The sequence below is a fragment of the Streptomyces sp. 35G-GA-8 genome (genome assembly GCF_023534745.1).
In the GTDB taxonomy this organism is placed as follows: Bacteria; Actinomycetota; Actinomycetes; order Streptomycetales; family Streptomycetaceae; genus Streptomyces.
The window spans coordinates 470028-487795 of record NZ_JAMHJQ010000007.1; the positions used below are offsets into that span (position 1 = coordinate 470028).

Annotated in this window: 16 protein-coding genes; 8 read left to right on the forward strand and 8 right to left on the reverse strand. The window is 72.0% G+C overall.

Features of this window, described 5'->3' with window-relative positions; translation table 11 throughout:
- Positions 1–59: 59 nt before the first annotated feature.
- Positions 60–959: a Gfo/Idh/MocA family protein gene (locus tag M1203_RS18895; RefSeq protein ID WP_249950906.1), complete on the reverse strand. Its 900-nt coding sequence runs from the start codon at positions 957–959 to the stop codon at positions 60–62.
- Positions 960–1339: 380 nt separating this feature from the next.
- On the opposite strand from M1203_RS18895, the gene glnII reads away from it, so the two are divergent.
- Together glnII and M1203_RS18905 are read left to right on the forward strand one after the other, a co-directional pair.
- On the forward strand, positions 1340–2359 hold the full coding sequence (gene glnII, locus M1203_RS18900) for a glutamine synthetase (protein WP_249950907.1): 1020 nt from the start codon (positions 1340–1342) through the stop codon (positions 2357–2359).
- 400 nt (positions 2360–2759) lie between these two features.
- Complete coding sequence (locus M1203_RS18905) at positions 2760–3497, forward strand: winged helix-turn-helix domain-containing protein (RefSeq protein ID WP_249950908.1); 738 nt, start codon at positions 2760–2762, stop codon at positions 3495–3497.
- 110 nt (positions 3498–3607) lie between these two features.
- On the opposite strand, the gene M1203_RS18910 is transcribed toward M1203_RS18905, so the two are convergent.
- Entirely contained in the window at positions 3608–5086 is a 1479-nt protein-coding gene (locus M1203_RS18910; RefSeq protein WP_249950909.1) for a PepSY domain-containing protein, read from the reverse strand.
- A 59-nt stretch (positions 5087–5145) separates the two neighbouring features.
- Positions 5146–5925 carry a hypothetical protein gene (locus M1203_RS18915; RefSeq protein ID WP_249950910.1) on the reverse strand — a complete coding sequence of 260 codons (780 nt, stop codon included), beginning with the start codon at positions 5923–5925 and terminating at the stop codon, positions 5146–5148.
- Positions 5926–6039: 114 nt separating this feature from the next.
- Here M1203_RS18915 and M1203_RS18920 point away from each other — a divergent pair, with 114 nt between their 5' ends.
- A complete protein-coding gene (locus M1203_RS18920; protein ID WP_249950911.1) occupies positions 6040–7071 on the forward strand; it encodes an NAD-dependent epimerase/dehydratase family protein in 1032 nt (343 codons plus the stop codon).
- 30 nt (positions 7072–7101) lie between these two features.
- Here the strand turns inward: M1203_RS18920 and M1203_RS18925 are convergent, their stop codons facing one another.
- The gene (locus tag M1203_RS18925) at positions 7102–7560 is read right to left on the reverse strand and encodes a DUF4259 domain-containing protein (protein WP_249950912.1); all 459 of its coding nucleotides are present in this window, start codon (positions 7558–7560) and stop codon (positions 7102–7104) included.
- Positions 7561–7776: 216 nt separating this feature from the next.
- On the opposite strand from M1203_RS18925, the gene M1203_RS18930 reads away from it, so the two are divergent.
- The 3 genes from M1203_RS18930 (at position 7777) to M1203_RS18940 (ending at position 11337) form a co-directional block, all read left to right on the forward strand.
- On the forward strand, positions 7777–9042 hold the full coding sequence (locus tag M1203_RS18930) for a sensor histidine kinase (protein WP_249950913.1): 1266 nt from the start codon (positions 7777–7779) through the stop codon (positions 9040–9042).
- On the forward strand, positions 9027–9677 hold the full coding sequence (locus M1203_RS18935; protein WP_249950914.1) for a response regulator transcription factor: 651 nt from the start codon (positions 9027–9029) through the stop codon (positions 9675–9677). The genes M1203_RS18930 and M1203_RS18935 overlap by 16 nt, the downstream gene beginning before the upstream one ends.
- A 151-nt stretch (positions 9678–9828) precedes the next feature.
- Positions 9829–11337 (forward strand): DUF1996 domain-containing protein, encoded by a 1509-nt coding sequence (locus tag M1203_RS18940; protein ID WP_249950915.1) that lies wholly within the window; start codon positions 9829–9831, stop codon positions 11335–11337.
- Positions 11338–11441: 104 nt separating this feature from the next.
- Here M1203_RS18940 and M1203_RS18945 read toward each other — a convergent pair whose 3' ends face one another.
- On the reverse strand, positions 11442–11888 hold the full coding sequence (locus M1203_RS18945) for a hypothetical protein (RefSeq protein WP_249950916.1): 447 nt from the start codon (positions 11886–11888) through the stop codon (positions 11442–11444).
- Positions 11889–12043: 155 nt separating this feature from the next.
- Between M1203_RS18945 and M1203_RS18950 the strand changes: the two genes are divergently transcribed.
- Positions 12044–14134, forward strand: a complete 2091-nt coding sequence (locus M1203_RS18950) for a hypothetical protein (RefSeq protein ID WP_249950917.1) — start codon at positions 12044–12046, stop codon at positions 14132–14134.
- Positions 14135–14187: 53 nt separating this feature from the next.
- Here the strand turns inward: M1203_RS18950 and M1203_RS18955 are convergent, their stop codons facing one another.
- Complete coding sequence (locus tag M1203_RS18955) at positions 14188–14502, reverse strand: hypothetical protein (protein ID WP_249950918.1); 315 nt, start codon at positions 14500–14502, stop codon at positions 14188–14190.
- 52 nt (positions 14503–14554) lie between these two features.
- On the opposite strand from M1203_RS18955, the gene M1203_RS18960 reads away from it, so the two are divergent.
- A complete protein-coding gene (locus M1203_RS18960; protein ID WP_249950919.1) occupies positions 14555–15292 on the forward strand; it encodes a TetR/AcrR family transcriptional regulator in 738 nt (245 codons plus the stop codon).
- On the opposite strand, the gene M1203_RS18965 is transcribed toward M1203_RS18960, so the two are convergent.
- Positions 15283–15957, reverse strand: a complete 675-nt coding sequence (locus M1203_RS18965; protein WP_249950920.1) for a DUF4230 domain-containing protein — start codon at positions 15955–15957, stop codon at positions 15283–15285. The genes M1203_RS18960 and M1203_RS18965 overlap by 10 nt on opposite strands.
- 70 nt (positions 15958–16027) lie before the next feature.
- Positions 16028–17768: regulator (locus M1203_RS18970; RefSeq protein WP_249950921.1), on the reverse strand; the 1741-nt coding region annotated here is incomplete at its 5' end.

Here is a 17768-nt window from a genome sequence, read left to right on the forward strand (position 1 = left end):
TCGGGCGGTCCTCAAGGACCGCCCGACCGGCCTCTGCCGGCGCTTATGTGCTCAGGTACTCAGGCGCTGATCTGCTGTTCCGCCTCCGTCAGGATCTCCGTCAGCCGGAGCCCGAACCGTACGTCGCAGGCGTGCGGCTGCCCCGTACGGACCGACTCCAGCAGCGCGTCGGCCGCCGCCCCGAACGAGGTGACCGGGTCTCCCCACTCCCCCGGCAGCGCCGCCGTGCCGTGCTCGCCCCGGAGCTCGATCCCCGTACCCGCGCCCGCCTTCGGCGCGCTCAGGCTCAGCGCCACCGAACTGGCCGCGCCGGAGACATGCCGCAGCACAAGGTGGGTGAGGTCCGGCTCGGTGCGTACGGCCGTCACGTCGGTCACCTCGCCGAGCAGTGGAATCAGCACGGACAGCGCGTGCGGGCCGACATCCCAGAGGCCGCCCTTCTCGCGGCGCCAGGGGGAGTCGGCATACGAGCTGGTCCCGCCCGGCGAATAGAGGGCGCCGAGCCAGTACGCGTGGGCGGTGAACCAGCCGCCCTTCGCGGCCTGTTCACCGAGCCAGCCCGCGGTGCCCGCCGCGAAGCGCAGCGTGCAGAAGACGACGGACGAGACCCCGGTGGCCGCCGCCGCGTCCGCCACCTCACGGGCGCCCGCCACCGTCGTCGCGACGGGTTTGTCCATGAGGAGATGGCAGCCCGCGGCGGCGGCGCGCGCCGCGAGCGGTGCCTGGATGTCGGGCGGCAGGGCGAACGCGACGGCGTCGCTCTCGGCGAAGAGCGCGTCGAGGCCCACCTCGCCCGAGTGGGCTGTCGCGCCGTGGGCGGCGGCGAGAGCCGACGCGGCCTCGGGGCGCCGCCCCCAGACGCCGCTGAGTTCGAGTCCGGGATGGGCGGCCAGGGCGGGGGCGTGGGTGCGTTCCGCCCAGGGGCCGGTGCCGAGAAGTCCGATGCGTAGCTTGCTCATGACGGCCAGTGTGCCGTGTCGGTACTCGCGACCGGGGCGCGGACCTAGGGCGTGTATCGAAAGTAGCGCCGTCCGCCCGCAGGGCGGGGCTCGCGGCGTCCGGTGCGTGCGATCGCAAGGCGGAGGATCGTCCTCGTAGCGGAGCTACTTGGACGACTCCGACAACGCAGCGAGCGTGCGTGCCGGGCGTCGCGAGCCAGGCGGGACTTTCGATACACGCCCTAGGTGCGATTCGCCGCTGCCGCCCGGCCAACCGCGGGAACAGCGGCTGAAACAAAGGAAACCTGAGTAACGCGTGGTTCACAGCGGGGCAACAGACGGGAAATCACGGATTGCGAAGCTTCGGGACATACCTGCTGCACCCGCAAAGGATGAGACCCGTGACCTTCAAGGCTGAGTACATCTGGATCGACGGCACCGAGCCGACCGCCAAGCTGCGCTCGAAGACGAAGATCCTCAACGCCGGCGCGGAGCTGCCCATCTGGGGCTTCGACGGGTCGAGCACCAACCAGGCCGAGGGTCACGCCTCCGACCGGGTACTCAAGCCGGTCTTCTCCTGCCCCGACCCGATCCGGGGCGGCAACGACGTCCTCGTCATGTGCGAGGTCCTGAACATCGACATGACGCCGCACGCGTCCAACACGCGCGCGGCGCTGACCGAGGTCGCGGAGAGGTTCGCGGGCCAGGAGCCGATCTTCGGCATCGAGCAGGAGTACACCTTCTTCAAGGGCGCCCGTCCGCTGGGCTTTCCCGAGGGCGGCTTCCCGGCCGCCCAGGGCGGCTACTACTGCGGTGTCGGCGCGGACGAGATCTTCGGCCGTGACATCGTCGAGGCGCACCTCGACAACTGCCTGAAGGCGGGCCTCGGCATCTCCGGCATCAACGCCGAGGTCATGCCGGGACAGTGGGAGTTCCAGGTCGGTCCGCTGGCGCCGCTGGAGGTGGCGGACCAGCTGTGGATCGCCCGCTGGCTGCTGTACCGCACCGCCGAGGACTTCGATGTCTCCGCGACGCTCGACCCCAAGCCGGTGAAGGGCGACTGGAACGGCGCGGGCGCGCACACCAACTTCTCGACCAAGGCGATGCGCGAGGGGTACGAGGCGATCATCACCGCGTGCGAGTCGCTCGGCGAGGGCTCGAAGCCGCTCGACCACGTCAAGAACTACGGCGCGGGCATCGACGACCGGCTGACCGGTCTGCACGAGACCGCCCCGTGGAACGAGTACAGCTACGGCGTCTCCAACCGCGGCGCCTCCGTCCGTATCCCCTGGCAGGTCGAGCAGGAGGGCAAGGGGTACATCGAGGACCGCCGCCCGAACGCCAACGTCGACCCGTATGTGGTGACGCGGCTGATCGTCGACACCTGCTGCACCGCGCTGGAGAAGGCCGGCCAGGTCTGAGCCGTCGGCTCGTACCCGGCTCGCACCGCACTCCGCGAGGGGGCGACCGCCATACGGCGGGCGCCCCCTCGTCGCGTTCCCCGCCGTGAGGTGTGTCGCGCGCTGTGTCGGCCGTCACGTGACCGGGCCGTATCGACAGCCGAAAGGGACCTGCGGCTCCCGTACGGCATCTGCTTCAATGGGGACATGGCCAGCTTCCAGCACCCCGCGACAGGTCGCTCCGACCTTGAGCCGTTCTGGCCGTCCCGGCAGCATCACGACTTCGACCGGGTGTGTTGCCGCGCGTGGAACGCGCCGGCCCTCTAAAGCCTTCTTTCCGGCCTTCGGCCGCCGCGCATGACGTACATCCCGTCCGTCCCGTCGATTCGACGACTCCTTCGCGCGAAAGAGCTGACCTCCCATGGCGAATCCCCGCCCCTTCTCCTCCGCGTCCGCGTCGGCGGGCGCCCCCGCGTCCGCCACCGCCACCGCAGCCGCACTGAACCAGAAGCAGGCCGCGCCGGGCCGGCACCGGCTCCGCGCCGTCGACCGCGACGAAACCGCCCCGGTCGCCCGGCACGCCCATCCGACGCTCCCGACCGTCCCGACGCTGCCGTCTCTCCCGTCTCTCCCGGCGGGGGTCGCCGCCGGACAGGTCGTGGACTTCCTGCCGCCCGGTGCCACCTGGCTGCCCGCGCCCCAGCACACCCTGCCCTCGCTGCCGGGACAGCCGCCGATGATCGGCTATCTCGTCCTCGTACCGGCCGATCAGCACGCGGCGGTACTGGCGGCGGCCTCGGCGCCGTCCCTCACCGCCGCGGAGGCCACGGGCGGGGCCGGGTCCGGGTCCCCCGGGGCCGGGTCGCGGGGTGCCGACAACGGCCCCGTGTCGATCGACAGCGTCCAGCGGACCGCCGTCGTGGACGGACAGCAGCTGGACCTCACGTATCTGGAATTCGAGCTGCTCGCGCATCTGGTGGCCCATCCCCACCGGGTGCACACCCGCGACCAGTTGGTGACCACGGTCTGGGGCTACGGGCATGTGGGGGACGGACGGACCGTCGATGTCCATGTGGCGCGGCTGCGCCGCAAGCTGGGGACCGCCCACCGCCACAGCATCCAGACCGTACGGCGGGTCGGATACAAGTACACGCCCTGACCGAGGCGAAACGGCGGGGCGGTACGGGAAGGCGATACGAAGAAAGCGATACGGGGAAGCCCTGCCGAGCCCCTGCCGAGCAGGTGTCGGCAGGGCTTCCCCCGCGCCCCTCAGGTGCGGGCTGTACGGCCGCGGGCGCGGGCCCGCAGGGCGAGCAGGCCGTCCAGTGCCAGGAAGACCAGCAGGCTGATGCCCAGCAGCGGCAGGAACCAGCCGATCAGCGCCACAGCCGCCGCGAGCGGCAGCAGCACGGTCAGTGGCACCTTGCGCCAGGCACCGCGCGGAATCGCCCTGCCCGCGCTCAGCTTCCGGTCCTTGGTGGGCCGGCGCAGCCACCACATCCGGTAGCCCCAGCAGATGATCAGGATCAGTGAGAGGGCGAGCGCCGCGAGTGCCAGTTGGTTGACGACGCCGAGGAAGAGGCCCATGTGGGCGTCGATGCCGAAGCGGGTGAGCTTGGCGAGCAACGGGTAGTCGGCGAACCGCAGTTCGTCCATGACCGTGCCGTTGGCGGGGTCGATGGCGACCGAGTCGAGCCGTACCGGGAACTGGGTGTCCGTCTGCGCGACCACATAGCCGGTGCCCTCCGTCGGCAGGGTCACCGAGACCGGTCCGTCGAGACCGGCCTGACGGGCGGCGACGACCGCCAGATCGATACCGACGTCCCCACCGCTCATGCCCTCCATCCCCGGCATGTCCTCCATACCGGGCATCGACTCATGGCCCTCATGACCGCCGCCGCCCGCTCCGCCCGTGCCCCCTTCGAGCGCGGCGGAGACGGCGGGCGTGCCGCCGCCCAGCTGGTCCTTGACAAAGCCGATGTTCTCGCCCGCGTACTTCGACCAGGTGAGCCCGGTGGCGGAGAGGAGCACCAGCCCGGTCACGGCCCACAGACCGAGCGAACCGTGCAGGGAGAGCGTTCTGCGCCGGCCGGTGGCCCCGCGCTCCGGTGTGAGCAGCGCGCGCTTCGAGGCGCGGGTACGGGCGAGCCAGAGCAGTACGCCGCCGAGGGCCACCACCCACAGCCAGCTGGCGGCGAGTTCGCTGTAGACGCGCCCCGGCTCGCCGAGCAGCAGATGGCGGTGCAGCTCGGATATCCAGGTGCGCAGCGGGAGGGCGCCCGAACTGCCGTAGCTGGTCAGCTCTCCCCGTACCTCCGCGGTGTACGGATCCACGAAGACGGCGAGGGACTTGCTCTCCTCGGCGTCCGGCGTGCTCATCAGGACCCGGGTGGTCGCGCCCTCCTCGGAGGGCAGGCGTACGGAGGTGACCGTGCCGTCCGGGCGGGCGGCGCGGGCGGCGTCGAGCTGTTCGGAGAGCGGGAGGGTACGGTCGCCGACCGGGACCCGCAGCTCGTGGCGGTAGACGACCTTCTCCGCCTGGAAGGAGAGCGCGTAGAGGAATCCGCTGGTGGCGGCGACCAGCAGCAGCGGGGCGACGAGCAGGCCCGCGTAGAAGTGGAGCCGCAGCACGAGGGGCCGCAGGGAACTCCAGACGGAGGGGGTGCCGGTATGGGCGCCGGTTCTGGTGCCGGGGCGGGTCGGCCGGTCGTCGGTCTCGGGCCCCTGTACGGGGTCGTCAATGGCCATGACTGTCCTAGGTGTTGGCGTGGGCATGGGAAAGCGGACCCCGGGGCCGCCCTGCCTGCCTAAGGTCGGACAGTGGTGATGAGGGCCGTTGCCGGGGCCGTGGCGCGAGAGATACGGCTCTCGGGCGGGCCCCGCCGCGACAGGGTGTGCGCGAGGACCACGCCCCGGAAACGGTGCGCCGCGGGAGCGTCGGCGGCGGGTCGTACCGCACCTTCCGGCAGTGCCGCGACGGCCGGCCGGACCGAGGCCAGCAGCAGCCGGAGCGGCGGAAGAGCCAGGCCGCCGAGGGCGGTCGCGAGCCGGAAGAGCGCGGCCTCGCCGCGGGCCAGCCAGAGCGCGCAGACGGCCGCGGCGAGAAGATGGGCGGCGAGCATCCCCAGCGGACCGTCCAGGCCGAAGGGGATACCGGTGTCGACGGGGAGGGCGCCGCTCCCGGTGTGCTCACCCATGGGCACGCCCGCGCCCGCGCCGACTCCCATGTCCATGCCGGTGCCGGAGCCGGGACCTGCGGCCGGGCCTGTGCCGGTGCCGGTGACGCCGTCAGCGCCGTGCGGTGTGTGGTCCGGCGACAGGGCCCCACCGAGCGGCAGCGCTCCGGCGAAGATCAGATGCAGTCCGCCCTGGACGGTGAGCAGCCCGGCCCCGATCGAGCGGAACCCGCGCCGCCGGCCGCCCGCGAGCCAGGCCACGCCCGTGGTCACTCCGAACGCCGTCCACAGCGCGCCGACCGGGATCTCATGCCCGGATGTGAACGAATGCCCCACCGCCGCCAAAGTCACGCATACCGCCGCGAAAGCGGCGGCCCGCAGGGCGCGTATCGGCGATCTGACATCTGTCATGGTGGGCACATGCTGCCATCCTCATGGGTGCGTACGGCAGATGCCGGGGATCCATGATTCCCCTGGCAGCGAATTCGTTGGCCTCGGCGCGGGCGCGGCGGCACAGTCGGTGCCATGAGACTCCTCATCCTCGGTGGTACGGAATTCGTCGGCCGCGCGGTCACGGAGGCGGCGCTCGCCCGCGGTTGGCGGGTGACCGTCTTCCACCGCGGCCATCACGAAGCACCCGCCGGTGTGACCACCCTGCGCGGTGATCGCACCGCCCCGGGCGGTCTCGCCGCCCTCTCGGACCTCTCGGGCCTCTCGGGCCTCTCGGACGGTGCCGATGCCTGGGACGCGGTCGTCGACACGTGGTCGGCCGCGCCGTCGGCGGTTCTCTCCACGGCCCGGCTGCTGGCGGACCGCGTCGGACGGTACGTGTACATCTCCAGCCGCTCCGTGTACGCGAACCCCGCCCCCGCCGGGCTCACGGAGGACGGCCCCCTGGTGGAAGGCGCCTCCGCGGCCGCCGGGCAGACCGCGTACCCCCAGGACAAGCGCGGCGGCGAGCTGGCCGCCGAGGCGGTCTTCGGCGACCGGGCGCTGCTGGTCCGTGCCGGGCTGATCCTCGGGCCCGGGGAGAACATCGGCCGGCTGCCGTGGTGGCTGGGGCGGATCGCGCGGGGCGGCCCCGTACTGGCGCCGGGGCCGCGCGACAACTCCGTGCAGTACATCGACGCGCGCGACCTCGCCGAATGGACCCTGGACGCCGTACGGGACGGCCTGGGCGGCCCGTACAACCTGGTGAGCCCGGCCGGGCACACCAGCATGGGTGAGCTGCTCGACGCCTGCGTACGGGTCACCGGGTCCGACGCCGAACTGCGCTGGACGGACCCCGAGACGATCCTCGCCGCCGGGATCGAGCCCTGGTCCGATCTGCCGGTCTGGATCCCGCCGGGCGAGATGCACGACACCTTGCACGGCAGCGATGTGTCCAAGGCGCTTGCCACGGGCCTGCGCTGCCGCCCCGTGGCCGAGACGGTGGCGGACACCTGGTCCTGGCTCGGCTCGATCGGCGGCCGGGCCCCCCAGCGGCCGGACCGCCCGCCGGTGGGCCTGGCACCGGAGGTGGAAGCGGAGGTTCTGGCCCGACAGGGCCTCGGCTAGCCCCGCCCCGTCCGCCCCGTCCGCCCGCCGCTAGCGCTCCCTCCGTCCCGCTATCGCCGCCGTCAACGCGCCCCGCAGCTCGGCGACTCCGAGGTGCCACGCGCCGGACTCGCCGTCCGCCTTGACCCAGCGGTCGCGTACTTCGGACCCCGCCTCGCTCACCCGGTCCAGGGCCAGGACCGCGAGCTCCCTCAGCTCCTCGGGCAGGCGGGGCAGTGGCTCCTCCGGGCCGTACACCGATTCCACGGGCGGCCCACCGGGGCACTGCTCCGCCACCAGCGCGGCCGCGGCGACGGCGACCGCCCCCGCATCACCGTCGAGCGGACCGGCCGCGCCAACTCCGCCGCCCTCCCCACCATCCCCGCCGACCACCCGCAGCAGCGCGGCCCGCACGATCTCCGTACGCCGCTCGACGGTCACTTCGTCCAGGTCCGCCGAGAAGTCCACCGCGGCGTCGTTGTCGAAGTGGCCGGTGTCCCACGTACCCATGGTGTGCCCCCTGGTCGTTCCCCATCACGCTCATCCCGTGGCACCGATCGTGCCAGGTACCACTGACATTCCCCGGGGTGTATCCAGCACCACCCCGGACCGGGGGCCGACCGGCTGCCACCGCCGAACAGCGCCGGTCAGACTGGTGCCAGGTCCGGTGGTCGGACCGCCGGGATGGCCGTCGGGCCCGTCGGCCGAGAGGGAGAGAAGTACGCCATGGACAGCATGACGAAAAGGCCGGGCCCGCTGGTGTCGGCCGGGCGGGGACTGATGCTGTCGGTCGTCTCGCTCGCCGGATCGATCACACTCTTCGTGCTGACGGTGCTCTCCCTCGCCTTCATCCTGCTGGGCTTCGGGGTCTTCACCACCCCCTGGGTGCTGACGATGGTCAGGGCCCATGCCAATCAGCGCCGGCTGCTGGCCTCGCAGTGGTCGGACGTACGGATCCCGGTCCCCTACCGGCCCTTCCCCGCGGATCCGCGCGGCGGTGTCACCGGCCAAGTGGAGCGCTGCTCCCTGATGCTGAAGGACCCGGCCACCTGGCGCGATCTCCAGTGGCTGCTGGTCGACATGACGGCGGGCTTCTTCACCGCCATCCTGTCCTGCGCCCTGCTCATCTACGCGGTGGAGGGGTTCGTACTCGCCGCCGGCCTGTGGCGGGTGTTCGAGGACGACCGGTACTGGTACACGTTCATACCGGTCAGCAGCCAGTTGAGCGGACTCGCCGCGGCCGGCCTCGGCGCGGTGCTGCTCGGACTCGGGCTGCGCTACAACGCGGATCTGCTGCGCGGCCACTTCCTGCTGACCAAGGTGCTCCTCGCCCCCGGCAGCGACCAGGAGATGGCGCTGCGGATCGAGCGGCTCACCGAGTCCCGGCACGACGCGGTGGACACCTCCGCCGCCGAACTGCGCCGTATCGAGCGCGATCTGCACGACGGGGCGCAGGCCAGGCTCGTCGCCGTGGGCATGGATCTGGGCACCGTCGAAGCACTCATCGACAAGGACCCGGCCAAGGCCAAGGCGCTGATCGGCAAGGCCCGGCAGTCCTCCGCGGAGGCGCTCACCGAGCTGCGCGATCTCGTACGGGGCATCCACCCGCCCGTGCTGGCCGAGCGCGGTCTCGGGGACGCCGTGAAGGCGCTGGCGCTGCGACTGCCGGTGCGCACCGAGGTGCAGGTGGAACTGGCGGGCCGTGCCGCCGCCCCGGTCGAGTCGGCGGCGTACTTCGCGGTGAGCGAGGCGCTGGCCAATGTGGTCAAGCACGCGGGCGCCGACCGGGTATGGGTCGATATGTCGCACTCCGGGGGGATGCTGCGGATCGCCGTCACGGACAACGGCGGCGGGGGCGCGACGGTCGGTACCGGCTCGGGGCTGAGCGGGCTCGAACGCCGACTCGGTACATTCGACGGCGTCCTGGCCGTCAGCAGTCCAGCGGGCGGTCCCACCATGGTCACCATGGAGATCCCTTGCGAGTTGTCCTAGCCGAAGATCTCTTCCTGCTGCGCGACGGTCTGGTCCGCATGCTGGAGGCGTACGACTTCGAGATCCTTGCGGCGGTGGAGAGCGGGCCGGAACTGACCAAGACCCTCGCGGAGTTGGAGCCGGATGTCGCCGTGGTCGACGTCCGGCTCCCGCCGTCCCATACGGACGAGGGCCTGCAGTGCGCCCTCGCGGCGCGCCGCGCCCGGCCCGGTCTGCCGGTCCTCGTACTGTCCCAGCATGTCGAGCAGTTGTACGCGCGCGAGCTGCTTGCGGACGGCAACGGCGGCATCGGGTATCTGCTGAAGGACCGGGTCTTCGACGCGGACCAGTTCATCGACGCCGTGCGCCGGGTCGCGGCGGGCGGTACGGCGATGGATCCGCAGGTGATCTCGCAGCTGCTCTCCCGGCGGGCGCAGGACAAGCCGATCGGCGGGCTGACCCCGCGCGAGCGCGAGGTGATGGAGCTGGTGGCACAGGGCCGCTCGAACGCCGCGATCGCCGCCCAACTCGTCGTCACGGAGCGGGCGGTGGCCAAGCACACCTCGAACATCTTCGCCAAGCTGGATCTGCCGGTGTCGGACGACGACAACCGCCGGGTGCTGGCGGTTCTCGCCTATCTGGACCACGGCAGGTGATTGAGGGGCATCCGCCCGGTTTGGCGCTGGAGATTTCTATGAATTCCCCCGGCCGCTGAACACCCACCGGCCCGGGTCCGTATGGAACGGTGCGCTTCGCTTCTCCCCTGCCGCGCTTTCCCGTAACCGGCGACGAAGCTTGAGGAGTTCCATGCCACGCACATCGAGAAAACGCTCCACACTGGCAAACCGGGCGATTGTCGCCACGGCTGCCTTGCTCCTGGGCGGGGGTGGGCTGGTAGCGGTCAATGTCTACGCGTCCGCGGGTGAGGGCGACGCCAACCGGTCCGCCCCCAGGACCCAGAATGTGTGGCAATCGATGTCGACCATCGACTGCCCGGATGTGGCGACCCAGGACCAGTTGGCGAACGTGCCGGACGCGGCGCGTTCCGAGGTCGACCGGAATCTCGCCCTCATCGACAGCCAGATCACCGAGGCGTACCAACGATTCGCCGATGAGAAGGCCCAGATCGAGCGGGATCCGCGATTCGCCGACAATGCCGTTCTCAATCCGCTGAAGGACAAGCGAACGGCCACGCTTGAGCGGATCGCCATCTCGATCGGCAGGGTGGCGGAGCGTCCGCAGGGGCTGGAGGGGCTCGCGCCCTGCACCTTGCGGGCCGGCGGCACCTCCCCCGGTCAGGGTGGTCAGAACGGTGGCCAGGGCGGCCAGGACGACGGCCAGAACGGCGGGCAGCCGGGCCAGAACGGCGGCCAGGACGGCGGGCAGGACGGCGGCCAGGGCGACGGTCAGAACGGCGGTGGCCAGGCCGGTAACGGCCCCGAGGCCTCCGACTTCGTCGACATCACCACCGTCCGGCCCAATGTCCAGAAGGTCAGGACCGCCCGCGGCGGCTCCAAGGGCACCTTCACCACCGACTGCGGGGTCAACGAGGCCGGAAAGTTCAATTCGGACAATGTCATCGTCGCCCCGGGTGTGAGCAATGGCGCACACCATATGCATGACTATGTCGGCAACCAGGCCAATGACGCGTTCGCGACCGACGACTCTCTCGCGGCCGGTGAGACCAGTTGCCGTAATCAGGGCGACAAGTCCACTTATTACTGGCCGGTGCTGCGTCTCCAGAACGGCCAGGACGAGGACGACGCCGATGTGGACGGCGGCGGCAAGGAAGGAAATGTCGGTGAGATCCAGACGCCTTCCCAGGTGACCCTGACATTCGCCGGCAGTCCGAAGTCCAAGGTCACCGCCATGCCGCGGTTCCTGCGGATCATCACCGGCGACGCCAAGGCATTCACCAATGGTGACGCCAATGCGAATGCCTCATGGAGCTGCACCGGATTCGAGAACCGCCAGCTCAAGGACAAATACCCGATCTGCCCCGAGGGCAGCCAGGTTGTCCGCACCTTCAAGTTCCAGAGCTGCTGGGACGGCCGGAACGCGGACAGCGCCAACCACCGTACGCATGTGGCGTTCGCGGATCGGAACGGCCGCTGCCAGAACGGATTCAAGGCGATCCCCCAGCTCCAGCAGCGTGTGGTGTACGACGTACCGCCGGGGCCCGGCTTCGCCGTGGACTCCTTCCCGGAGCAGCTGCACAAGCCCATCACCGATCACGGCGACTTCATCAACGTCTTCGACGACAAACTGATGAAGAAGGTCGTGAGCTGCGTCAACGGCGGACGCACGTGCAGGTGAGGCAGGGCGCGTAGGACCCGGGGGCCCCGACCACGTCCCCGGCCGGGGCCCCCGCCTCCTGGCCTCCCGTACCCACCCCGTCCCCCCACATCCGCGCTGCGCGGTCAGTTCGTCCGGTGACCGGAGTGCTCCTCGTCTCCCCCACCGCCACCACTTCCCTCCGAGTGGTGCGACGAGCCGGCCTCCACGGTCCCGCCGAGCCGGCCGCGCAGCGCCGTCACCACCTTCTCGTCACCGACCGCGAGCCATTTCCTGCCGACGAGATACGCACCGCCGTAGTCCTTGGCCTCGTTGATCCACTCGCGCAGACCGCGGTCGGTGGCGAAGGTGACCAGCACGTACTTCCCGTCGTCCGTCGTGCAGTTGCCCTGCCGCAACTCGTCGGCGTCGGTCTGGATGTTCGGCTCGCACTCCGCCTTCGAGGCGATCTGTTCGAGGCTCCCCGTCGCCGTGTCCGGCGTCGTGGGGGCCTTTTCCTCGTTGCCGCCGCAGCCCGCCGTCAGCGCCAGGGCCAGGGCCGCGAGCACCACCAGGGATCGTTCTGTACGCATGCGCCCATCGTCCCCGACACCCGGTCGCCGCGCGGCGGAACGGCCGGATTCCGGGGTGACCATCGGACCAATCGCTCGTTCTGCTCAACGTGCCCCCACACAGCGCCGACGCCGCCTCGACCGCCACATCCGCAGCCGCTCGCGCGGATACGTCCGTGTCCGGCGCGGCTCCCCTCACCGCCCCCGGCGCCCTCGGCGTCGAGCAGGCCGAGGCGGCTCTCGTCGAGCACTACACCCGTCTCGTACGCCTCGCGTATCTCGTGCTGCCGCCGTCGCTCGGCCGCAACCGGCGTGTGCTGACCGCGCACGCGCTCGTACAGCGCTCGCTGCCGCGCGGGCGCACGGCGGCGCCGTCCGGCCGGTCGGCGATCCCCGCGCAGAACCACGCCGAGGGGCCCGTGGGGGCCGAGGGGAGCGCATGGGCCGCCGGCCGGACCCCCACCGGGCCGGGGCGGAACCCGGGGTATGTGTACGTACGCGAGCGCGTGCTGCGCCAGGCGCTCGACGCCGGGCGGCCGTTGCGCAGGCTCGCCCGGCCCACGCGCGCCCAACTGCCTCCGCTGCTGCCGCGCGTCTGGGGGCTGCGGCTGTTCCCGCGCTCGGGCGGCGCCGATGAACTCGCCCTGGACCAGCGGCTTTCCGTCCTCTCGGGACCGGCTCGCGCGGCGTTCGCGCTGCGCGGTCTTGAGCTGCTGACCGACGAGGAGGTATGCCGGCTGCTCCACGCGGCCGGGGCCGAGGACACGGAGAGCGCGCTCACCGACGCGACCGAGGCCGCCGAGCAGCGGATCGGTACGGCGGACCCCGTGGAGCTGCTGCGCTCACCGGAGTTCGATCCCTGCTCGCTCCAGGCCAGGCCCACCGATCTGATGCGCCGCCGCCAGTACGGCAGGGCCGCGCTCGCCGCCGGGGCGGCCCTACTGCTGTGCGGGACACTCCTCGGACTGCCCGGCGGCCGGGGTCCTGACGACGGGGATCCCGCGTACGGCCGGGGCGCCGCCCTCGCGGCGGCCCTCGATCCGGCCAGGGTGCGGCGTATCGCGCCCGCCGCGTGGCAGACCTCCGCCCGTACGGACTTCTCCGTCTGGCCCGCGCGCGGGCCGCTGGCCAAGGACCGCGCGCTGCTGCGCCGGGCGTTGAAGGCCTGGGCCGCGCCCGGCGCCTCCGTACAGGTGTCGGCGACGCCCGCCACCCCCTCGGGCCCGCCGATGGGATCGCCGCAGCTGCTGTACGCGGGGAAGGTGGACGCGGCGCGGGTGGTGCTCTTCCACGACGGCCTGCGGGTGGTGCGCTACGCGGAGCCCGCGGCCGGCGGGCAGGGCCTGGCCGCCCTGGACTTCGCGCGGGTCGACAGCGCGGACGCCGCGGCGTCGGGGGCGCTGGTCGTCGGCCGCTCGGACGGCAATGTGCGGTATCTGACCGCGCCATGGGTGCGCGGTACGTCGGTACGCGATCTGCTCGACCCGTCGGGGCCCGTGCGGCCTCTGCGGCGCGACGCGGACGGGGTGACCGACCCGATGGCGAGCCCGGCGATGGCCCCCGACTGCCGCTCCTGGGAGACGCTGTCGGTACGCGACGGCAGCGCGGGGCCCGGCGGCGACGACGCCGCGAGCGGGGAGGCCGACGCCGCGAACGGGGAGGCCGGCGACGCGAGCGCCGCGGAGGCGGCCGGAGGCACCGCGGACCGGCTGCTCACCGATCTCGGCGAGCTGACGCCCGCCCGGCTGACCTCGGGGCCGCCGTCGGCCCCCGGCGATGTGTCGGCACCGGCCGACCGCGCCGCCTGGGCCAGGACCGCCTGTCTGCTGCCCGCGATGCGCTCCCACGGCGTACGGTCCGTGAACTCCTGGCCGTACGCGCGGCAGGCGCTGCCCGAGTCCAACGGCACGGCGACCTGGTTCTGCACCCGCGCCGAGACCTGGCGGGGCCCGGGAAGCCGGGTCCTGGCACAGTTCCAGGCGCCGTCGGAGAACGCGGCGCCGGGGGCCGTCGCCGCGCGTGCGGAGAACTCACCGGCCTGCGGGGGACGGGAGTCACAGGTGCTGGCGGGCGTGCTGTGGAAGTCGCGGGGCGGGCAGTGGTACGTGCTGGCCGCCGGGAGCGGCCGGTTGGAGTCGGTCGAGGTGTCGGGCGGCGTGCGGGGCAGCGCGCGGGGGAACCTGCTGGCGGTACGGGCGAAGGAGGGCGCGCGGGCCGAGCTGTACGGCAGGACTCCGGACGGGACGCGGGTGGACTCGCTGCGCTGACGGCGGGCCCCACGACATCGGCCCCCGTCACACCCCGTGCCCGCGCCCCAACCTCACGGCAGCAGCAGCCAGTCCGCGCCCAGCGCCGCCACCAGCCCCACGCCCAGCAGCCACGTGCCCAGCCGCGTACGGCCGTGGCGGCTCAGTTCGATCACCACACCGCACAGGATCATCGCGAGCCCGTACACCCCGACCACCAGGACCGAGGTCCGTTCCGCGAGCCGGACCGCCAGCAGCGCGGCGAGACCGACCAGCAGCACCGACGCCAACGCGATCCGCACTGTCCTGGCCTGACGGGGCGTCAGTCCGCCGTCGTGGGGCTCAGGTACCGGCGTGTCCATGGCCTCGTCCTGGTCAGATGCGCTCATGGGTCCGGAGCGTAACGGACACCCGCCGGGAGCCGCCCGTTAGGCTGTTCGTATGACGACCGGGGTGCGCCGCAGGATGGGCGTGGAAGAGCGGAGGCAGCAGCTGATCGGCGTGGCGCTTGAGCTGTTCAGCCGCCGGTCTCCCGAGGATGTCTCGATCGACGAGATCGCTGCCGCCGCCGGTATCTCCCGTCCGCTCGTCTACCACTACTTCCCCGGCAAGCAGAGCCTGTACGAGGCCGCCGTGCGACGCGCCGCCGACGATCTGGCGACCCGCTTCGTGGAGCCGCGCGAAGGACCTCTCGGGGCGCGGCTGCTCCGGGTCATGGGACGCTTCTTCGACTTCGTCGACGAGCACGGCGCCGGTTTCTCCGCGCTGATGCGCGGCGGTCCCGCCGTGGGTTCCTCGACGGCCAACGCGCTGATCGACGAGGTGCGGCAGGCCGCGTACGAACAGATCCTTGCCCACCTCGGCGTCGAGGACCCGCCCGCGCGGCTGGAGCTGGTCATACGGTCCTGGGTGTCGCTGGCCGAGACGAAGGCGCTGATCTGGCTGGACGGTCGGCACGTCCCGCGCGCCGAGCTGGAGTTGCAACTGGTGCACGACTTCGCGGCACTGGCCGCCGTGAGCGCGGCGTACGACGAGGAGATGGCGACGATCCTGCTGAGCATCGTCGCCGACGAACCGGCGGACGGCGCGTTCGGCGAACTGCTCGCCCGGCTCACCACGCTGGGCACGGGACTGCCCGCGCAGCGGGGGCCAGGGAGAGAAGCGGCGGCTCAGCCGTAGACCACCTTCACCTCCGTGAAGCCGAGCGAGCGCAGCAGCCCCTCAAGCATGCCGGTGGTGTTCTTCTCGGCGCGCGCCGTGAGTTCGCTGTCCTTGGCCGCGTCCCCGATATGGCGGGCCGCGAGCAGGTTCACGGCGTGCTCGTCGGCCGGGTTGTCGGAGAAGAGGTCCCCGAGGCGGTCGAGCAGCCCCCGTTCCTTGGACACGGCGTACGAGCGCTCCGGGTCGAGCGCGGGCTCGCCGAGGCGCGCGTGCGGCAGTCGGATGGTGGCGGCCGTGCGCTCCTCGTTGACCTGGACGCTCTTCTCGCCGAGGCCGCTGAAGTCGACGTAGGAGGAGACGGTGCCCGCGCCCACGTAGAGGGTGCGGGTGCCGCGGATCGCGTCCGGGAGGTACTTGGTGTCCTTCTCCAGGTCGACGACGACCTGGAAGTTGCCGGAGGCCGCCTCGTACCGGTCCAGGTCCTGGATGGATTCGAGCAGGGTCGGTCCCGTACGGTCGTTGGTCTCCTCGCCGAAGAGATCACCGAACCCGGGGAGCAGATCGAGTCGGCTGCCCGCGAAGAGCAGCGCGGCCACGACGACGAGTGCGAGCGAGGGCCTGCCCCAGCGGGACAGCCGGGTGCGGCTCCGGGGCTTCTCCTGATGCGCGTCGGTGGACGTCATACCCAACGGATTGCCCGTACGGCCGGATTCATACCGCCGCACGGCCGATCCCGCGCGCGGGCGGGCCGGTTCAGGCGTCCGGCAGATGGCCCTGGAGCGCGCGGCTGAGACCGCTCTCGCCGTCGTCGACCAGTCCGCGGTGGAACGCCTCGTCGTACACAGGGTTCCCGGCGGCCGCGCGCGCCTGCCGTTCGCACTCGGCGCGGACCGGGGCGAGTTCGGGGGTGCCGCGCTGCGGATGGCCGACCATGCGCCAGAAGGCCTGGCCGGTGCCGTAGGCGTGCGCGGCCCGTTCGCCGTCGCCCTGGGCGGCGATCGCGGCGGCGAGCAGATCGAGTCCGAGCGCGATGCCGAAGCTGTCGCCCAGCTGTTCCTTGCCGCTGACCATCGAACGGGCGAACGCCTCCGCCTGGTAGGGCCGGCCCTGGAGCAGATGCACCAGCGCGAGCTGGTAGTCGGCGTAGGCCCTGGTCCAGCACTCGCCACGGGCCAGACAGACCCGGCGCAGCTCCGTGGCCGCCGTGTGCGCCTCGTCGAGCCGGCCGAGCGCGGTGAGCGAGAAGACCACGACCAGCCGGCAGCGCAGTTGCGACGGGGAGTCGAAGGGACCGCCGGGACGGGCCCGCAGCGCGCGGTCGGCGACGGTGTGGGCGGCCTGCGCGCGGCCCATCATCAGACAGGTGAGGCTGACGAGATACCCGGCGGAGAGCAGTGATTCGGGGTCCTGATCGTGCCAGGCGGCCTCGGTGCACTGTTCACCGATGCGGTGGGCGCCTTCGTGGTCGCCCTGGAGCATGACGGTGATGCCGAGGGCCCAGAGGGCGCGGGTACGGTGCGGGCCGGTGGCACGGTGGGCGTGGAGCGCGTGTTCCAGATAGATACGGGCCTCGTGCAGATGACCGCAGCAGCTCCAGAAGAAGCCGACGCGGCCCGCCATCTCCACGGCCGTTTCCGGATCCTCGTCGAGAAGGTGGTTGAGCGCCGCGCACAGATCGGCGTGGGTGTCGGTGATCCGCCGGTACCAGGCGACCTGGTCGGGTCCGGTCCAGCCGGCGTGGGCGCGGCGCGCGAGTTCGGCGAAGTGGGCGGCGTGCCGGTCGGCGAGAAGCTTCTCCTCGCCGAGTTCGCCCAGCCACATGGCGCCATATTCGCGCAGCGTGTCGAGCATGCGGTAACGGCCGTCCGCGCCGCCGTCCTGGCGCAGGACGGATTTGGCGACGAGTCCCGCCAGGGCGGCGGTGACCGCGTCGGCACCGAGTGGGCCTCCGGCGCACACCGCCCGCGCGTCGGCCGCCCCGATGTCGCCCCGGAAGACGGAGAGCCTGGCCCACAGCAGACGTTCGAGAGGGGCACACAGCTCATGGCTCCACCCGATCGCGGTACGCAGCGCGCGATGGCGGCGGGGCCAGACCGTCTCGTCGGTCAGCACCTCCAGCCGACTGGTCAGCAGATCCGCGACCTGCTCGACGGAGTGATCGGCCAGCCGGGCACAGGCCAGTTCGACCGCCAGCGGAATGCCTTCGAGACGATGACAGATCTGGACGGCCGCGGCGGCCGTGCGCGGGTCGTCCAGGGACACCTGGGGCGCGGTGTCGGCCGCCCGGTCGCGGAAGAGCCGGAAGACCTGGTCGTCCCCTTCCAGGGAGAGCGGCGGGACGTCGAGGCAGTGCTCACCCCTCGTCCTGAGCGGCTGCCGGCTGGTGGCGAGCACCGTCAGGCCGGGCGCGGCCGTCAGCAGCTCACCGACCAGATGCCCGACCGCCGCCACCATCCGCTCACAGCAGTCGAGCACCAGCAGCAACCGCCGCCCC